General features: G+C 44.8%; 18 protein-coding genes and 1 pseudogene. 9 read left to right on the top strand and 10 right to left on the bottom strand.

Annotated elements, in window-relative coordinates:
* Positions 1 to 27 precede the first annotated feature (27 nt).
* Entirely contained in the window at positions 28 to 1,605 is a 1,578-nt protein-coding gene (locus MUK70_RS28300; protein WP_234657114.1) for a SulP family inorganic anion transporter, read from the top strand.
* A 146-nt stretch (positions 1,606 to 1,751) separates the two neighbouring features.
* On the opposite strand, the gene MUK70_RS28295 is transcribed toward MUK70_RS28300, so the two are convergent.
* The 8 genes and pseudogenes from MUK70_RS28295 to MUK70_RS28260 form a co-directional block, all read right to left on the bottom strand.
* Positions 1,752 to 2,207: a hypothetical protein gene (locus tag MUK70_RS28295; RefSeq protein ID WP_234604011.1), complete on the bottom strand. Its 456-nt coding sequence runs from the start codon at positions 2,205 to 2,207 to the stop codon at positions 1,752 to 1,754.
* Positions 2,208 to 2,226: 19 nt separating this feature from the next.
* Positions 2,227 to 2,667 carry a hypothetical protein gene (locus MUK70_RS28290; protein WP_234604012.1) on the bottom strand — a complete coding sequence of 147 codons (441 nt, stop codon included), beginning with the start codon at positions 2,665 to 2,667 and terminating at the stop codon, positions 2,227 to 2,229.
* A 54-nt stretch (positions 2,668 to 2,721) separates the two neighbouring features.
* The gene (locus tag MUK70_RS28285) at positions 2,722 to 3,264 is read right to left on the bottom strand and encodes an RNA polymerase sigma factor (RefSeq protein ID WP_234657113.1); all 543 of its coding nucleotides are present in this window, start codon (positions 3,262 to 3,264) and stop codon (positions 2,722 to 2,724) included.
* A gap of 162 nt (positions 3,265 to 3,426) precedes the next feature.
* Positions 3,427 to 4,383 (bottom strand): transketolase family protein, encoded by a 957-nt coding sequence (locus tag MUK70_RS28280; protein ID WP_234604014.1) that lies wholly within the window; start codon positions 4,381 to 4,383, stop codon positions 3,427 to 3,429.
* Positions 4,384 to 4,392: 9 nt separating this feature from the next.
* Positions 4,393 to 5,252: pseudogene (locus MUK70_RS28275) on the bottom strand (transketolase).
* Between the two features lie 94 nt (positions 5,253 to 5,346).
* Positions 5,347 to 5,805 carry a thioredoxin-dependent thiol peroxidase gene (gene bcp / locus MUK70_RS28270; RefSeq protein ID WP_234657112.1) on the bottom strand — a complete coding sequence of 153 codons (459 nt, stop codon included), beginning with the start codon at positions 5,803 to 5,805 and terminating at the stop codon, positions 5,347 to 5,349.
* Positions 5,806 to 5,809: 4 nt separating this feature from the next.
* Positions 5,810 to 7,768 (bottom strand): M23 family metallopeptidase, encoded by a 1,959-nt coding sequence (locus MUK70_RS28265; protein ID WP_234657111.1) that lies wholly within the window; start codon positions 7,766 to 7,768, stop codon positions 5,810 to 5,812.
* A 47-nt stretch (positions 7,769 to 7,815) separates the two neighbouring features.
* Complete coding sequence (locus tag MUK70_RS28260) at positions 7,816 to 8,427, bottom strand: fumarylacetoacetate hydrolase family protein (RefSeq protein ID WP_234657110.1); 612 nt, start codon at positions 8,425 to 8,427, stop codon at positions 7,816 to 7,818.
* Positions 8,428 to 8,635: 208 nt separating this feature from the next.
* On the opposite strand from MUK70_RS28260, the gene MUK70_RS28255 reads away from it, so the two are divergent.
* From MUK70_RS28255 to MUK70_RS28245, 3 genes are all read left to right on the top strand, one after another.
* Entirely contained in the window at positions 8,636 to 9,271 is a 636-nt protein-coding gene (locus MUK70_RS28255; protein WP_234657109.1) for a C40 family peptidase, read from the top strand.
* A 115-nt stretch (positions 9,272 to 9,386) separates the two neighbouring features.
* Complete coding sequence (locus tag MUK70_RS28250) at positions 9,387 to 10,607, top strand: hypothetical protein (RefSeq protein WP_234657108.1); 1,221 nt, start codon at positions 9,387 to 9,389, stop codon at positions 10,605 to 10,607.
* Positions 10,604 to 12,259, top strand: coding sequence for a DUF8832 domain-containing protein (locus MUK70_RS28245; RefSeq protein WP_234657107.1), 1,656 nt, complete (start codon positions 10,604 to 10,606; stop codon positions 12,257 to 12,259). The genes MUK70_RS28250 and MUK70_RS28245 overlap by 4 nt, the downstream gene beginning before the upstream one ends.
* A 5-nt stretch (positions 12,260 to 12,264) precedes the next feature.
* On the opposite strand, the gene MUK70_RS28240 is transcribed toward MUK70_RS28245, so the two are convergent.
* On the bottom strand, positions 12,265 to 12,921 hold the full coding sequence (locus MUK70_RS28240) for an HAD family hydrolase (protein WP_234657106.1): 657 nt from the start codon (positions 12,919 to 12,921) through the stop codon (positions 12,265 to 12,267).
* Between the two features lie 314 nt (positions 12,922 to 13,235).
* Between MUK70_RS28240 and MUK70_RS28235 the strand changes: the two genes are divergently transcribed.
* The 5 genes from MUK70_RS28235 to MUK70_RS28215 all read left to right on the top strand — a co-directional run bounded on the left by MUK70_RS28235 (position 13,236) and on the right by MUK70_RS28215 (position 16,461).
* Positions 13,236 to 13,676, top strand: a complete 441-nt coding sequence (locus MUK70_RS28235) for a hypothetical protein (RefSeq protein ID WP_234604026.1) — start codon at positions 13,236 to 13,238, stop codon at positions 13,674 to 13,676.
* 15 nt (positions 13,677 to 13,691) lie between these two features.
* Positions 13,692 to 14,159, top strand: coding sequence for a hypothetical protein (locus MUK70_RS28230; RefSeq protein WP_234657105.1), 468 nt, complete (start codon positions 13,692 to 13,694; stop codon positions 14,157 to 14,159).
* Between the two features lie 88 nt (positions 14,160 to 14,247).
* Positions 14,248 to 14,739 carry a hypothetical protein gene (locus MUK70_RS28225; RefSeq protein WP_234657104.1) on the top strand — a complete coding sequence of 164 codons (492 nt, stop codon included), beginning with the start codon at positions 14,248 to 14,250 and terminating at the stop codon, positions 14,737 to 14,739.
* Positions 14,740 to 14,793: 54 nt separating this feature from the next.
* Positions 14,794 to 15,303 carry a 2-C-methyl-D-erythritol 2,4-cyclodiphosphate synthase gene (ispF, locus tag MUK70_RS28220; RefSeq protein WP_234657102.1) on the top strand — a complete coding sequence of 170 codons (510 nt, stop codon included), beginning with the start codon at positions 14,794 to 14,796 and terminating at the stop codon, positions 15,301 to 15,303.
* Between the two features lie 24 nt (positions 15,304 to 15,327).
* Entirely contained in the window at positions 15,328 to 16,461 is a 1,134-nt protein-coding gene (locus MUK70_RS28215) for an amidohydrolase family protein (RefSeq protein WP_234657101.1), read from the top strand.
* A gap of 4 nt (positions 16,462 to 16,465) precedes the next feature.
* On the opposite strand, the gene MUK70_RS28210 is transcribed toward MUK70_RS28215, so the two are convergent.
* Positions 16,466 to 17,581 (bottom strand): tetratricopeptide repeat protein, encoded by a 1,116-nt coding sequence (locus MUK70_RS28210; RefSeq protein WP_234657100.1) that lies wholly within the window; start codon positions 17,579 to 17,581, stop codon positions 16,466 to 16,468.
* Positions 17,582 to 17,667 lie beyond the last annotated feature (86 nt).

Below are 17,667 nucleotides of genomic sequence, written 5' to 3'. Positions count from 1 at the left end.
TCAACTTGATTTATTCGAAATAATCGTATGTCAGCAGATAAAAAGAGTTTATTTTCCAACCTTAAGTATGATGTCCCGGCCGGGCTGGTCGTTTATCTGGTTGCGTTACCATTATGCCTTGGCGTGGCCTTGGCTTCGACAGGGCGTTCAGATCTTCTGTTTTCCGGTATCATTGCCGGGATGATCGGCGGCATTGTTGTTGGGGCCATCAGTGGATCCTCGCTTGGGGTTTCCGGTCCTGCTGCAGGACTTGTCGTGATCGTGCTCAATGCATTGGACACCTTGGGCAGCTTTGAGGCGTTTCTTCTGGCCGTGGTCATTGCCGGGATTCTTCAGGTTATTGCCGGAATTATGAAAGCAGGCATTATTGGCTATTATTTCCCTTCGTCTGTGATCAAAGGAATGCTGGCTGCCATTGGGATAACCCTTATTTTAAAGGAAATCCCGCACGCATTCGGCTATGATGCGGACTTCATGGGTGACGAAGCATTTGCCCAGAAAGACGGCCAGAATACATTTACCGAGCTTTTGAATGCGGTGAAATACAGCAGTACCGGTGCCATCATTATTTCCCTGATCTCGCTCGGCTTGCTGATGCTGTTTGACCGGCCATTTATGAAAAAGATCCAGCTTTTTCGTTTTGTACCAGGTGCATTGTTCGTGGTAGTTACAGGTATTTTGCTCAATATATTATTTTCAAAATCATTCCCGGACTGGGCGTTGTCGGGGGACCATTTGGTACAATTACCAGTTGCATCTTCCGCGAACGAGTTTTTCAGCTTTTTCAAATCGCCTGATTTTTCCGCCATTACGCGGGTCGAAACTTATACAATCGGTCTGACATTAGCGATTGTTGCCAGCCTCGAAACATTGTTATGCGTTGAAGCGACCGACAAGTTAGATCCTTTCAAGCGCAGCACGCCAACTAACCGCGAGCTGATCGCGCAAGGAATCGGGAACATCACCTCAGGTATGATCGGCGGTTTGCCCATTACACAGGTGATTGTGCGAAGCTCTGCCAATATCGATTCAGGCGGAAGAACGAAAATGGCTACCATCACACATGGATCCATCTTGCTGCTTTCCGCCCTTTTTATTCCAACGTTCTTAAATTACATTCCATTGGCATCGCTTGCCGCTGTGCTTCTAATGGTAGGTTATAAATTGTCCAAATTTTCTCTCTACAAAGGGATGTATCAATTGGGCAAAGAACAATTTATCCCGTTTATAGTGACCATTATTGCTATCCTGAGTACAGATTTACTAAAAGGAATTGCGATTGGGATGGTGGTTGCCATATATTTTATCCTGAGAAAAAATTACAAGCACTCTTACCATTATGTGAAAGAGAAACACAGAGATGGCGATGTGATCACATTGATCTTGTCTGAGGAAGTGACATTTCTGAACAAAGGAAGCATCAGTGCCACATTGGATAACCTGCCCGACAACGCCACAGTGGTCATAGACGGCAGCAAGTCAATGAACATTGACTATGATGTGCTCGAAATCATCCAGGATTTCAAGAAACATGCAGCTCCTCTGCGGAACATTACCGTGGAGACCAAAGGCATTAGTGGCGTGGAAGTAGTCGGCGGCCACTGACATTGCTGACATTCGATTACTGATTTAAAATAGCCGGGAACATTCCGGCTATTTTTTTGCATAAAAAATCCCACAACCGGCCGAAGCCAATTAGTGGGAATAACGATTTGTAATAAGCCGAAAAAGCGGTTAAATTTTTCAGTTTTTCATTTGTTCTTCAAACGTTGTATAAGCATATCATTGAATGTACGTTCAGCCTTATACAGTTCGATCACTTGACTTGCAGTAATTACTTTTAAAAACCGGGTTTGGTATTCTTTTTCAAGATCAAGTTCTTTCTGACGCAGGTCCTGCACTTCTTTCAGGTTATTTAAGACCTGGTCATCCGTTTGGCCTTCTGCCTTTTTATCATTAATAATCTTTTTTTGCGCACGATGAATCTCTCTGCGTTTCTGGGAATATTCATTATAAACCGGCCAGAATCCGGTCGACTGCTCCGGTGTCAGGTTCAAACGGTTGGTGATAATGGCAACCTTGGCGTCCTGTATTCTCTTTATTTCTTCCTCCGATTTCCTCTGTGCGCTAGCCGTTGTGATAGAAAGCATTGCTATGAAGAGGATGGCCAATAAATTTCGGTGTCTGGTAATATGTTGTAAGTTCATTTTATAGTTAATGTTAGGGTCAAATCGTCTCAATGCCCGACGCCGATTCCTGCAATTGCTGACGGAGAATGTCATCTTCCAGCCCGTCAAGGTAATAAAGTACAGTGGAATCCGTGTCAAACGCCTTTTGAACAACTTTATGCTCACTTAAATCATAATAACTCATATCCTGATCTTCCAGGTAACTAACGATGGACGCATTGCTGATGCCACTCAGCGGCTCCTGCCCCAGCGACCCCTGACGTTCCGGAACGGTTACCCATACAAGCACGAAAATCAAAGCCATTGCCGACACAAGCGCCAGCGAACGCTGCCATGACCAGCCTATTACAGGCTTGCGAACAGGTTCCGAAGGGATTCTTGATTGGATCATCTGAGGCAATTTGTCAAAATAGTCCTCCGGAACCTGGAAAGGGACTTCCTTCTTCAGATCATCCAGTCGTATACGCTTATTATCCATGATTATTTATATTTCCACTCTTGTAAATGTTTGACCAAACTAGTTTGCAATGGTTTAATCTGTTTCGTTTAAATAATCCTCAATTTTTTTTGAAGCCCAATGGTATGAAGCTTTTAACGCGCCTACCGACGTGCCGGTAATTTGAGAAATCTCCTCATAAGGCAGTTCTTCAAAGTATTTGAGGTTAAAAACCAGTCTTTGCTTTTCTGGTAATTTTAATAATGCTTTCTGTAATTTCAGCTGAATGGCGTCTCCGCTTATCAATGGATCTGCTTCTAGTTTTTCGCTCAGCTCGCTTTCTACGTCATTGATTGAAATGAAAAAGCGCTTTCTTTTTTTGTTTAGAAAGTTAATGGCCTCATTACTGGCGATCCGGTAAAGCCACGTGTAAAACTTGGCATCGCCCCTGAAATTTTCCAGCGCCGTCCATGCTTTAATGAAAACATCCTGGGTAATGTCATTGGCATCATCATGGTCTACAACCATTTTCCTCACCAGCCAATAAACCTTTTGCTGATACTTCCGCACCAGCTGGCTGAAAGCGTTTCTGCGCGTTTCGGGATTTTCAAAAAGGGATAATAATTCTTCGTCAGTCATTTAATCGATACTAATTCCCGAATCAACACAAGTCAATAATAGTTCATTTTTTGGTTCAGGGCAAATAAAATTTGAGTCTTGCAAAAAGTAAAACATGGTTTTAACCTTTCGCAAGACTCAATGATTTCCGGCGACACAAAGCCGGCCAGAAACTTCAATAATCTATTTTTTTCTTTCGATTGCACGTTTAGCAGCTTCCACAATGTGCTTCGCTGTCAAGCCGTATTTTTCCATCAGTTGTGTAGGCGTTCCGCTTTCTCCAAAGCTGTCGTTCACCGCAACGTATTCCTGAGGAACAAGTTTGTTTTTAACCAAAACCTGTGCAACGCTGTCGCCCAATCCACCAATGCGGTTATGCTCTTCAGCAGTCACAACGCAACCTGTTTTTTCAACAGATTTCAGGATCGCCTCTTCGTCTAATGGCTTAATGGTGTGAATGTTAATGATCTCAGCATTGATGCCTTCTGCTTCTAAAAGTTCACCTGCCTGGATCGCTTCCCAAACCATATGGCCTGTTGCGAAAATGCTCACATCGGTTCCTTCATTCACCATCCACGCCTTACCGATCTCGAATTTCTGATCAGCATCTGTGAAAACCGGAATTACCGGACGTCCGAAACGCAGGTAAACCGGACCTTCGTAATCCGCAATCGCGATGGTAGCCGCTTTTGTCTGGTTATAGTCGCAAGGGTTGATAACCGTCATTCCTGGCAACATTTTCATCATTCCAAGATCTTCAAGGATCTGGTGTGTAGCGCCATCCTCACCCAATGTAAGTCCTGCGTGTGAAGCACAGATTTTTACATTTTTGTTGGAATAAGCAACGCTTTGACGGATCTGGTCATAAACACGGCCAGTCGCGAAGTTTGCGAACGTTGTAGCAAAAGGGATTTTGCCGCCTATGGTCAAACCGGCAGAAACGCCGATCATATTGGCTTCCGAAATACCGCATTGGATAAAACGGTCCGGATTTTCTTTTATAAATGGTTCGAGTTTCAGCGAACCAACCAGGTCAGCACAAAGTGCCACAACGTTTGGATTCTGCTGCCCCAACACATGCATTCCGGCCCCAAAGCCCGAACGTGTATCTTTCTTCTCAGTGAAGGTGTATTTTTTCATTTTATATAATTAATAGTCTCCCATTGTTTCTTCCAACTGGCCAAGCGCTGCAGCTAGTTGCTCATCATTAGGCGCTACGCCGTGCCATTTGTGGCTGCCCATCATGAAATCGACGCCATAACCCATTCCTGTGTGCAACAAAACCATGATCGGGGTCTGCCGTGTCCAAGTCTGCTTTTTGCCTCGTAAAGACCTTTTAGCACTGCTGCCATATCGTTGCCTTCTTCGATAGAAATTACTTCCCAGCCGAATGCTTCGTATTTTTTACCCAGATCGCGGTTGTTCATTACTTTCACCGTCGGGCCGTCGATCTGCTGGCCGTTTAAGTCAATGAATGCAACGAGGTTATCAACCTGGTGGTGCGGCGCAAATGTTGCTGCTTCCCAAACCTGGCCTTCCTGCTGCTCACCATCGCCCATTAATACGTAAACATGACCCTTGTCGCCGTTCAGTTTCTTTGCCATCGCAGCACCGATCGCCACAGACATTCCTTGTCCTAGTGATCCAGATGCAATACGAATGCCTTCCAAATGCTCGTGCGTGGTCGGGTGGCCCTGCAAACGCGAATTCAGCTTACGGAAAGTTGCCATTTCCTCAACCGGAAAATATCCTTTGCGCGCAAGGGTACTATACCAAACTGGAGAAATATGTCCATTAGAAAGGAAAAAGAGGTCTTCATCCTTGCCATTCATGTCAAAAACCGGCTTACCATCCTGTTCTTTCAATTGCATACGCTCGAAATAAAGCGCCACAAGTAACTCTGTACAGCCCAACGAGCCTCCAGGGTGTCCCGACTGGCAGCCATGCACCATACGGACAATGTCCCTGCGAACTTGTGAGGCTACTTTTTCTAATTGTTCAACTTCCATGTTTATCGATTTTCTATTTATCAAATACGTTCTTTTTGCGTCCATTTTCAGCACGTAAATGTCCTATTATTACGGCTTCTTAAGTGACTCTTTATTATTCACTTTTGTTAAGAATTTGATCAGTGTGATTTTCCGTGTCCACTTTCTGAACCACTTCTTCGATCACGGCCTTTTCATCAATGACGAATGTTGTGCGGATGATACCCATATATTCACGGCCGAATAATTTCTTTTCACCCCAAACTCCGTAATCATTTACCAATTTCTGGTCAGTATCAGCCAGTAATGGGAAGGGAAGGTTATATTTTTTGATAAATTTCCTGTGCGATTTCTCGTCATCCACACTCACGCCAAGCACTTTATAACCCCGCTTTAAAAGAACATCATAATTGTCGCGAAGATTGCATGACTGTGCCGTGCAGCCGGGAGTATCGTCCTTTGGATAAAAGTAAAGAATGAGTTTTTCTCCTTTAAAATCAGAAAGTTTCACCTCATTACCATCCTGATCTTTCGCAGAAAATGCGGGGGCGGGATCGCCAACTTGAAGTCCCATACTTTTACCTTTTTCGTTTTTTCGTTTTTTTCCGCGCAACCGGCAGATCTTTCAATTCGGTTTGCAAGATAGTACTATTTCCTGCCCTATCGGTCACTTCCAGCGTTAGTTCGCCTTCAAAAGGCTTTGCAGTATCCAGCTTTTCTGACCAGATGTAGCCTTTTTTGGAATCAAAATTCATCAGCACCCATTCACCGTTGACCAATGCTTTATAATGGTCCACACCAGAAGTTGCGTCACCGATAAATCCGCGGATCCTGTCCTTACTATGCTCCAAAAGCCGGATCTTTGGTGGAATGGTGTCAGCCTGGATCACAAACGTTCCAAGCTCTCTGGTTTCAAATTTGATCTCGTTATCTACCCAGGTGCCGCCTAAAAACCGGTAGTAACCGTCTAGATAACGGTAAACGCGTGTTTTTTCCTTGTTTTCAGGGACGTTCTCTGGCGAAAATGCAACAGAAATGTAATCTTTAAGCGCAGTTCCACGGTTGTTGATGGTTAATGCGTTGAAATTCTGCTGTCCGGTCAGGAACAATGTGTCAAATATGCTCGTATTCCGGAAATCTACGGACCATTTTTCAGCCTTATAACGGGACGCAACGGCGGGGAAAATCTGACTTCTCAGGTAAGTCTTCACAGTCGTTTTTCCGATTTTCACTGAATCAGGAGTATATGTTCTCAAATCTGTTAAGAAAACCGCTGTCTCGCTTGCATAAAAATCCGGATCTTTTTTCACTTCCTTACCATTGGAATAATAAGTCGCAAACGGAATAGCGCTCCGATAATACTTTGCCTTCACGATCAATGTATTTTCCTGCACGTCTGTTTGAATGTATTCAGGGTTTATTTCAACATCATACACCGGAAGCGGCGGATTTTTCGGCTCTCCTTTGATTGTAAAAACCAGCTCTGAGGCATTTTCAAAGGAATCCGTGATCTTGACACGCACTTCATGCAGCAATGTATCCGCAATGTTCAGCTTACCATTGATCGCATTTGTTTTATATAAATTAAAATTATTGCCATCGGGAACGTAGCATTTCAGATAACGCTGCCCGGTTTTCTGCTCCGTTTCGTAGTCTATAAGGTTGTTATAATCTCTTGTTGCCGTGTTTGGAAAAATCTCAATGTTATAAGAAAACACTTCATCCCCATCCATTTTGATCTCAATGCATTGCAAACCATAACGGAACCCTGTGCCGGTCATTTGGTCGTGCGCCACCATATCAATGCCAATGATGCCCGTTGCAGAAACCGTATCAGGAAGCCGGTAAGAGCCGTCTTTCAGCTTAATGGGCGAATAAACCTTCCGATCAAACTGACCATTCACCCGCCCGTTAATGTCCAGCGGCCTGATCGCCAGATTGACAAATTTGGGAGGCGTGATGTCTTTGATTTCATTGAATCCAAAATACAACGGGTTTAAAAAATTGTCCTTCGAATCGCGGATCTCGAAATGCAAATGCGGCCCTGCTGAACCGCCTGTGTTGCCGGAAAGCGCTATGATTTCGCCCTTTTTAAAACTGAATTTTCCTGCCTCCGGGAAAAGATCGATTTCGAAAGTCTGCTTCTTATACTGCTCCTCGCGCACATAAGCCGCCAGTGAATCGCTGAATTTCAGCAAATGCCCATAAACCGTTGTCTGACCATTGGGGTGGCGCAAATAAATTACATTGCCATAACCACTCCGCTGCACAGCCACTTTGTAAACATATCCCTCAGCAGCCGCGTACACATTCAGCCCCTCGCGCTGCTCCGTACGAATGTCCAACCCGGCGTGAAAGTGGTTGCTGCGCAAATCGCCCAGCCCGCCAGCCAGCGAATTGGCAAGCCCGGGCCTAATCGGAAACTGATAATAACCCTTTGGATAAGTTTGTGTTTGAGCCAAGGAAAGCGAGCATAAGCCCATCAAGCCCGAAAATAACAAACCAATACGGACCATTGTCCGGAAATGATAATGCATGAAAACGAAGTGAATGAATGAAAGGTCCTGCAACGATAAGATCCGGTTTACCTAACGAATAATTCAAGCATCTTCTTGCCCTCAATAGACGCAGTAAGCTTGTCGCCGATCTGCACAGGCCCGACGCCTTTTGGTGTTCCTGTGAAAATCAGGTCCCCTTTTTTGAGCATAAAATATTTGGAAACAAAAGAAATAAGGTAATCAATGCGGTAAAGCATCATCGACGAATTACCATTCTGGCGCGTCTCGCCATTCACATCCAGACTAAAATTTAAGTTTTGAATGTCTTCAAAATCCGATATAGGAACAAATTCTGAAACCGGTGCTGAGCCATTGAATGCTTTCGCTAATTCCCAGGGTAAGCCCTTGCTCTTCAATTCAGATTGCAGGTCTCTCGCAGTGAAGTCGATGCCCACTCCGATCTCGTCATAATATTTGTGTGCAAACCGCTCTTCAATGTTCTTCCCTACCCGGTTTATCTTTATGACAAGCTCCACTTCATAATGCACATCTTTTGAAAAATCAGGATAAAAGAATGGTTCGCCGGGTCTGATCTGTGCCGTTTCAGGCTTCAAAAAAATTACGGGAGCGTCCGGTTTTTCGTTATTTAATTCAGCAATATGCTCGGTATAATTCCTTCCTACACAAATAATTTTCATTCGGAGCAAATAAAATTTGGATTCAATAAAACATAACAAAACTACTTACAAAGCGGTCAGGGACATAATATTTAGCTTATTTTTTCATACAAAATCCTGCCTGCTTCGTTATATCCCCGGTGACATATTCTGCTGCTATTCCTTCAATTCGCTTCATAAATCTTTATTATTTTTGGAGAAAGTATCGTTACTAACAGAAAGCTTGCGCATGAAGAACCAAATTACCCGTTGTTTCCATTTCACAATCTGCACGCTGGCATTAACCATACTTTTGACTGCCTGCGACACACTTCGCAAAACGCCGGAAAAATCAAACTCTTCACGACACACGCCTTCGAGATCATCCAGATCGCGCGGGACTGTTGCGCGCAGACCGCCCGCAAGAACGCCTGCCAGAAAACCCGCAACCACCTCGAAACCAACATATAGCAGACCCGGGGATATGTCGGCGACGGCAGTGCCGCAAGTTGTCCAGGTGGCCCGCACTTATGCCGGAACGCCTTATCGCTCGGGCGGGAATGACAAAAACGGCATTGATTGCTCCGGTCTGATCTGCTCTGTTTATTCAGAAATTGGTGTAAAAGTGCCGCGCATTTCCTGGCAGCAATCTGAATTTGGGCAGGAAGTGAGCAGCATTAAGGACATTAAGCCCGGTGACTGGCTGTTTTTTGTACCCGAAGCAGGAAAAGAAGGCTACGTATCTCATGCTGGCATTGTGACTGACGTCCGAAACCAGGACGAGATTATATTCATTCATGCTTCCACATCGCGAGGCGTGCGCGAAGACAATCTTTTTTCCAACTATTTCAAAGGCAGGTTCGTAAAGGCAATGCGGCCGTTCTAAGCCATTCAATCACTGATATTGTATTATTTTCATGTAAAATAGGGGTAAAGTGCCCGACGACTGTCTGTTTTGCATGATAAATATTATATTGAAACATTAATCCTTTCTCAACTTCATGGAAACTACTATGGGTCCTCCGCCAAATGTCGGAGGCCGGGTCGTACCGCTCAACGCAAGTCCGGACATCCCTGTTTACATTTATGCGACTGTTTTTGCCTCTTTCTGCGTCATAACCGGCCTGATCTGGGACATTTGCTGGCACATGAGCATAGGCCGCGACGGGCTTCTGTCCCCTCCTCACCTGGTTATCTATCTGGGCGCAGTCGTTGCGGGGCTTTTTTCAGGATTTGAGATTTTGAGAAAAACATTCTGGGGAAATGATCTGGAAAAAGCGGCCAGCGTAAAGATCTGGGGCTTTTTTTATAGTTCGCTTGGCTCCCTTTTCTGCGTTTGGGGCGCATTGGCTATGCTCACCTCCGCGCCATTCGATGATTGGTGGCACAACACTTACGGACTGGACGTTACCATCCTTTCACCGCCGCATACGGTGCTGATTTTAGGCATTATCGGCATTCAGTTTGGTGCTATGATCAGCGTGATTGCGGTTAAAAATCAGCTGAAACTTCGTTCGACGCAGTTTTTTGATAAAAAGAAAGCATTGGATAAAACATTGTTCTGGCTTTTTGCATTGTCTGCCGGTTTCCTGCTCACCATTTGGTATACATTGCTTTCAGAAGAGCTTGGCCGCATGCGCATGCACCGTTCAAGTCTGTACATATTTTCCTCCGCAGCATTTCCGGTGTTATTAATGGCCGTGGGCAAAGCCGTTCGGCACAAGTGGGCGATCACCGCTGCAACCGGCATTTATACATTGTTAATGCTGCTCACGCTTTGGATCATCCCCTTGTTTCCCGCCGAACCGAAATTAGGTCCGATTTTAAATCACATTGATCATTATCAGGGTTTCCAATTTCCTCTGCTGCTGATCATTCCAGCTATTGCCATTGATTTCCTTCGCCATCGATACGGTTATATGAATGATTGGAAGTTGACTGCGCTTCTGGGAGCCGCATTTTTATTGGTTTTCTTTTTATTCCAATGGTTTTTCGGCTCATTCTTAATGGAATCTCCCTATGCAAGAAACTGGTTTTTCGGCAGCCATTACTGGTATTTTGGAAATAGTCCTGATTGGGAATATCGCTACAAATTTGGCCCGTGGATGGTGGAAACCACGCCTGAGTTACTGAAAGGATTGGGCATTGCATTAATCGCCAGCTTGATTTCAACACGCATTGGTTTGGCTTGGGGAAACTGGATGCATAAAATTCAACGATGAAAAATTTTGTCTTAACAATCCTGTTTTTGGCTGTCTGCATGACGGCAAAAGCACATGTAGGAAGTGCCGGCGTTCAAATGCAGGGACAAGCCGGCCCTTATAAAGTGCTCGTAAGCGTGGAGCCGCCCGATGTTATTCCGGGAACTGCAAAAATTACGGTTTACATCGAAAGTGGCAACGCGAAGAAAGTGCTGGCCAGACCTATTTACTTTTACTCGGGCGATAAAGGCGCACCTTCGCCGGACGAACTCGCGCAGATTGCAGGGCAAACCGGGCAGTTTCAGGGAGTGGTTTGGTTAATGGAGTGGGGATCTTCCAGCGCACAGATCCAGATCGAGGGAGACCAAGGAAAAGGTGAGCTAATCGTCCCGATTGTAGCCGTTTCCACCGCGGAACGTGACATGCCGAAACATTTGGGCATTGGTCTGAGCATTTTGGGTGTGCTGCTGTTTTTACTAATGATCACAACCATTGGCGCAAGCGTGAGCGACGGGATTTTAAAGCCCGGGGAAACATTAACCGCTGCTCAAAAAAGAAAACGCTGGATTAATATGGGCATTGCAACCATCCTTTGCTCGCTCATTTTATATGGAGGAAGCAGCTGGTGGGACAGCTGGGCGGCGGAATACAAGCAATGGCTTTACAGGCCTGTTAAGGGAAGCGCGGCCATTTTACAGCCTAATGATAAGAGAGTTTTCCAATTAAAAGTCGACACTACGGGCTGGCATGCACAGCGCCGGGGCAGCATGCTCAGTACATTGATTCCTGATCACGGCAAGCTCATGCATACGTTTCTCGTGCGCACACCCGGGTTGGACGCATTCGCGCACATTCACCCGGAACGCAAGGATAGCACCACATTCGAAGCTTTTTTACCCAAGTTACCAGCGGGCAAATATCTCGTTTACAGCGACATTGTACAGCGGTCGGGCTTTGCAGAAACCATTGTGGACACCATTGACATTCCCGAACAAGCAAGCGCAGGACGACCTTTGCCAGTTACCGCCGAAGAGGATACTTATGTTGTAACTGACCCGATCAATGCGCCGGGCAATGTGCCGCTGGATGAGAATGTGGTGATTTGTGGCAAACCCGGGACCAAAACAGTTTTTAAAGATGGCTCCTATGCTGTTTGGGAAGGAATGCCAAACAAGCCATTGGACGCAGGGAAACCTTACCAACTTACATTCGAATTTTTCAATCCGGACGGCAGCGCGTGCTACCCCGAGCCTTATCTCGGCATGACCGGTCACGTGGCGGTTGTGCGCAGCGATGGTTCTGTATACATTCATTTGCACCCGACGGGAACATTTGCAATGGCTGCGGAACAGACCTTCAGAGACCGCATGGCCGACACCGCAAGAACCGCGAAAGCTCCGGCGCCAGCCATGTTCAGGGACAGCATTGATCGTTATCTTGCCAAATTAAAGGCCATGCCGATGGAAGAAAGAGAAATTTTCCTCATGACTGAAATGGGCATGTATGACATTAAAGACGGCGCAATGACCGGCATGGATCACGGAAACCGCATCTCTTTCCCCTACTCATTCCCAAAAGCAGGACGTTACCGGATCTTCCTGCAACTAAAAAGAAATGCGAAAGTGCTCACCGGCGTGTACGATGTGAAAGTAAAGGACGCAGTGACATTATAAGCGGATCAGAACAAGTCTTTGATTTTTTGAAAAGACATTTCCCTGTAATCTTCAATATAAAGGTTGCAGGGAGGCAATTCTTCCTTCACGTGTGAGCTCAGTACGCCCACCACACGCATTCCCGCATTGATCGCAGCTGAAACGCCTGAAAAAGAATCTTCAAATACAACACATTGACCAGGCTCTACACCCAGATTTTTAGCGCTCGTCAGATACACTTCGGGATCGGGTTTGTGCTTTTTCACATTCTCACTCGCCATAATGGAGCCTAAATTTGCCCGGATAGGGACTTCTGTAAGGATCAGGTCCAGGTTTGCTTGCGGCGCTGATGTGGCCACACCCAGCTTTACACCATTCCTATGCAGGTCATTGATAAAGTCCACTATCCCTCCAATCGGGTCAATGTGAGGTTCGTAGATTTGGCGAAACAGACTTTCCTTTTCATTTTCCATTTGCAAAAGCTCTTCCCCTTCGATGACCCTTTGCAGGAAGTGGCTAAGAATGTAACTGTTGCTTTTGCCAAACATATGCATCGCAAACTCTTCGTCGGTGGGTGACAGGTCGCGTTTGGAAAAAAATTCGCGAAACGCCATGGAGTGGTAAGGGTTGGTATGGCAGATCACGCCATCCATATCAAAAATTACTGCTATTTCTTTTTTCATGGCGTAAAGTTAAGCATTAGGTATTTTTTCAACATCTGTCAGGGGTCTTTTCGGGCAGCATTAGTAATTATTCTTTTCCGATATCCTTGGTAAACCACATAACACCCCCGATATTTAAACCGGTAGAAACAGATAAATTGCGGGCTAGGATGACATATAATACTACTTTCCATGTCACCAATTGCAGTTTATAAGGTTATTCTATTAAATTTACTACACTAACCGCCTGCAAAGACCGGAATAGCCAGCAGGACCTGCCTGATTTCAATTATAGGTAGTTCTCTTTGCAAACAATGATACGTTAATAATAATGTATGAGTGAATTAGAGCCAATCAAAAACGGAGTTGCCAAACAGAATGGCAATATGACTTCTTTGGAAGTTTATGACAAATATGGTGCAATGGCTTACGGGATTATTCTGCAAATTTTGCCGCAGGTCCATTTAGCTCAGGAAGTGTTGGTCAGCGTGTTTTCATCGCCGCAATTGCAGGCATGCAATAGTTACCCGTTCAGTTTTGCGGCTTGTGTTATCAAATTAGCCAGAGCAAAAGCTGTGGAAGCAAAACGAAAGCTGATGGCAATCGCCCCCCCAGCAGATCCCGCGAACGTCTCGGGGGCATCACCAGAAATCATTTTCGACTTGTCTTTTTGTCAGGGCTTTACACCGGAAGAAGTTGCAGGGAAATTGAATATATCCAAATCCGAGGTGCTTCGTTCTTTTCATGAATATTTCAAATTATATCGTAACGCGTAACAATCAAAGCATATATTGGGAACAAACGATTTTATTGAGAGCGGAATTTTAGAGGCGCATTTGTTGGGGTTGACCAATGAAGATGAGAAGGAACTTGTAAAACAAATGGTGGAAGAAAACCAGGAAGTAAAGGAACATCTGGTTGATATAGAATCTGATATAACCCGCTATTTCAATGGCGCCGCAGTAACTCCTCCTTCTGCCTTGCGTGAAATCATACATTTGCGAAGCAACCAGGAAAATTTTCGAAAAGAGAAGCATACATTCAAAAAGAAGGCCGAAGAAGATCAAAATACCCGGTTTTTGGATGTGGAAGTGAATGATACCCACATTAAAGTCCATAAATTCTGGCGCCCGGCATTTATTGCTGTCTTTATTTTATCAAAAATCTTCCTTATCGCAGGACTGTATTATTACTTCAAGGCAGTTAATCAGGAGGAGCAAATCCAAAAACTTAAGACAGAAATACAGCAGGTCAAATAGTCTGACAACATTCATCAAACAAGCCGGAAGTCACGTCGTGATCTTCCGGCTTGTTTGTTTATATTTGGAAAAAAACACATTACTATCTATGAAAGAAAGAGAGCGAATAAGTAATCTGGAAGAGTTGATGGCCGAAAACCTAATGCGTTTGGACAGGCTTGAAGTTGGGCAATCGGAGTTGAAATACGGGCAAACCGTTCTCCTGCAAAGCATGACGGACCTAACTAAGGTTGTCAGAAAGAACTCGACTGACATTGAGGTCTTAAAAAGCGATGGTAAAATCTTGAAGGAAGATGTCGCAATCTTGAAGGATGATGTTGCAGTCTTGAAGGAAGATGTTGGAATGCTGAAGGAAGACGTCGGAATCCTGAAGGAAGACGTGGCCATCCTGAAGGAAGATGTAGTCATCTTGAAGGGGGATGTAGCTTACCTGAAAGAAAACATGTTAACGAAACATTTGTTCGCTAACCTCCTTGAAGCTGTGGTAAATGGGTTTGAAAGAAATGACCAACAATTCGCCAAAATGCATACAGAAATGGGTTCATTGCGGCAGGATGTTGATATTTTGAAAGCCAGGTAACTCTTCAACAAAAAACCGCCAAATTACTACGTTCCTCAATCTTATTATAAATTCATGTTTCCGTTCCGAGTTGGCCAGGGTTATGATGTGCATCAGTTGGTAGAAGGCAGGCCGTTTTGGCTTGGAGGGATATTGATCCCACATTCCCACGGTGCAAAAGGTCATTCAGATGCGGATGTAGTTTGCCACGTAATGTGCGACGCGTTGCTGGGAGCCGCAAATATGCGCAACATTGGTTATCATTTCTCAGACAAAGATCTCCAGTGGAAAGGCGTTGACAGCAAAATTTTATTGGCCAAGGTGATGGAAATGATACGCGGAAAAGGCTTCGAAGTGGGCAATGTGGACGTCACCATCGTTCTGCAGAACCCAAAACTCAACCCGCACATTCCTGACATGAAAGCATGCCTTTCATCAGTCACCCAAATTTCCGAAGATAACATTTCAATCAAAGCAACCACTTCCGAACATTTAGGATTCGTCGGACGCGAAGAAGGAATCGCTGCCCATTGCGTTGCATTGCTATATTTGCCGAGTATTTTCCCACTAAGCCAGGATCATTAAACCAAACTCTTGTAAAACGCCTTCATGAAAAAAGTTCTCCTTGCCCTAACCGTTACCATTGGTTTTACATTCGTTGCATGTGCGCAGGAAGGCGGACAGATCACTCAACCGCTTGGTTTTGAGGAATATGATCCGGTTTCGACCTTGAAAGTGGAGGAGCACATTACAAAAAGGGCCAAGTTTCCTTTCATTGACGTTCACAACCATCAATACCAGATGCCTACGCAAGATCTGAAAGCGTTGACGAAGCAAATGGATGAGCTGAATATGGGCATAATGGTCAATTTGAGTGGTCGGGGATGGTCACAGGAATGGGAAGAAGGAACGGCGACGCTCAAAGGTTCGTTGGAAAATATAGCCAAAAATGAACCAAGGCGAATCGCTGTTTTCACCAATCTCCAGTTCAAAGGTTTTGGTGAGAAAGACTGGTCTGCGAAAGCAGTGGCGCAGTTGGAAGCAGATGTAAAAATGGGCGCGAAAGGACTAAAAATTTACAAAAGTCTGGGTTTTAGCGGCATAAAGGATGATAAGGGAAACCGTGTTGCAGTAAGCGATCCGCGCTTGCAACCTGTCTGGCGGAAATGTGGCGAGCTGGGCATTCCCGTTTTGATACACACAGCTGATGTGCCTTCATTCTGGGATCCGATGGACCGCTATAACGAACGCTGGCTTGAACTCAAAACCCATCCTAACCGGAGGCGCGGCGCAAAAGATCCCGTTCCTTTCGACTCGCTGATCGCAGAGCAACATCATATCTTCCGGAGCAACCCGAAAACAACATTCATTAATGCGCACATGGGCTGGTATCCGAATAACTTGAAGAAACTGGATAGCTTAATGGTCGTTTTTCCCAATATGTATGTGGAAATCGGCGCAGTGATTGCTGAGCTGGGCCGCCAGCCGAGAGCTGCGAAGAAGTTTTTTGATAAATACCAGGACAGGGTTTTATTCGGAAAAGATAGCTGGGTGCCTGCCGAATACGCGACCTATTTCAGGGTTTTGGAAACCGAGGATGAATATTTCCCTTATCACAAAAAATATCACGCGTTCTGGAGAATGTACGGGATGGGCCTTTCCGACGAAGTTTTGAAAAAACTTTATTATAAGAATGCGCTGAGAATTATCCCTGGCCTGGACAAAAGCCTTTTCCCGAAATAATGGCTCACTTAAAGGCTTTTGCCTCCTTAATCACAGATCTGTACTCCGCTTTTCCGAGACATTTTTTATAATAGTCCTTGGCTTTCCCTTTATTTCCGGCTCTGGCAGAAATCCTGGCTAACCCCGCATAGGCCATCGCGTGATATTCTTTCGTGTATTGATCGTCATGCGGTGTTTTTAATGCGAGCAAATATTCGCGCTGGGCGGAAGCGTCATTTTTTTCATGTTTCTCATCCATAATGCCCTGGAATGTTCGCCACGCCACAGGATAAAAACCGTGATTTACTTTTTTCAATGCAGTAAGTTCTTTGCCTGCCTGATCGTATTTACCCGACAGCAGTAGCGATTCGATGTTTTTCATCATAAACACCGGGTTTTTTGGATACAACTCTGTCAGTCTATCCATATAGTAAACAGCCTTTTCAGGCTTGGACTCGTATTTAAGATAAATGTGAGAAATATAAAAATTAGCTTCTGCGCGGGTTATTGTCCCTACTTTCGTAGCGTTGTCTATTTGCCTTAACCCCAATGCCTTATCCCCACTTTTAAAGAAAACCAGCAGCGGTTTCACCATGGGATGTTCTTCGGGATACACTTCAACATAATAGTTATACATCCCCGAGGTAAAGTAGAATTCCGGATTCTTATTGATCAATTTCAATCCCTCTGTAAAAGCATTATACGCCTTTTTGCCCTCCCCTGCCGCATTCATCATTTCACCATTATAATTGTACATCATGGCCATGTAACCGCGCGCGACCATGGTGTAAAAAACCGCCTCAGGATCGAGACTGTTCTTGCCAAATTTCTTATTAATGGCGTCCAGACATTGATCCAGTTTATGAATGTATTCTTTGGATTTGGTGGGGTTATCCTTAATGGGCAAATGTTTCCAAAACAGGACAAACGAATCCAGAATGTACGAAACGGGGTGATTAGGATACTTTTTACTAACCTGGTCCATGAAAACCTGGGCTTGATCAAACTCGTAATTGTATATTTTATCCAGACTGTTCTGAACGTTTTTCAATGACGCAGGGTCGTTCAAAAGCTGTGCGGAAGCTGAAAGCGGAGAAATTATCAGTGTAAAAAAGAAAAGAAATCGAAGCGTATTTTGCATGGCATTTACTATAAACACAAAATGGTTTGGTGGAACCGCACCTGAACATTAGCTTTGTTAATAACCCAAAAACAACAATGCGGGTT

It is taken from the genome of Dyadobacter chenwenxiniae (genome assembly GCF_022869785.1).
Classification (GTDB): Bacteria; Bacteroidota; Bacteroidia; order Cytophagales; family Spirosomataceae; genus Dyadobacter; species Dyadobacter chenwenxiniae.
This window is presented reverse-complemented; position numbering and strand designations above follow the sequence as displayed.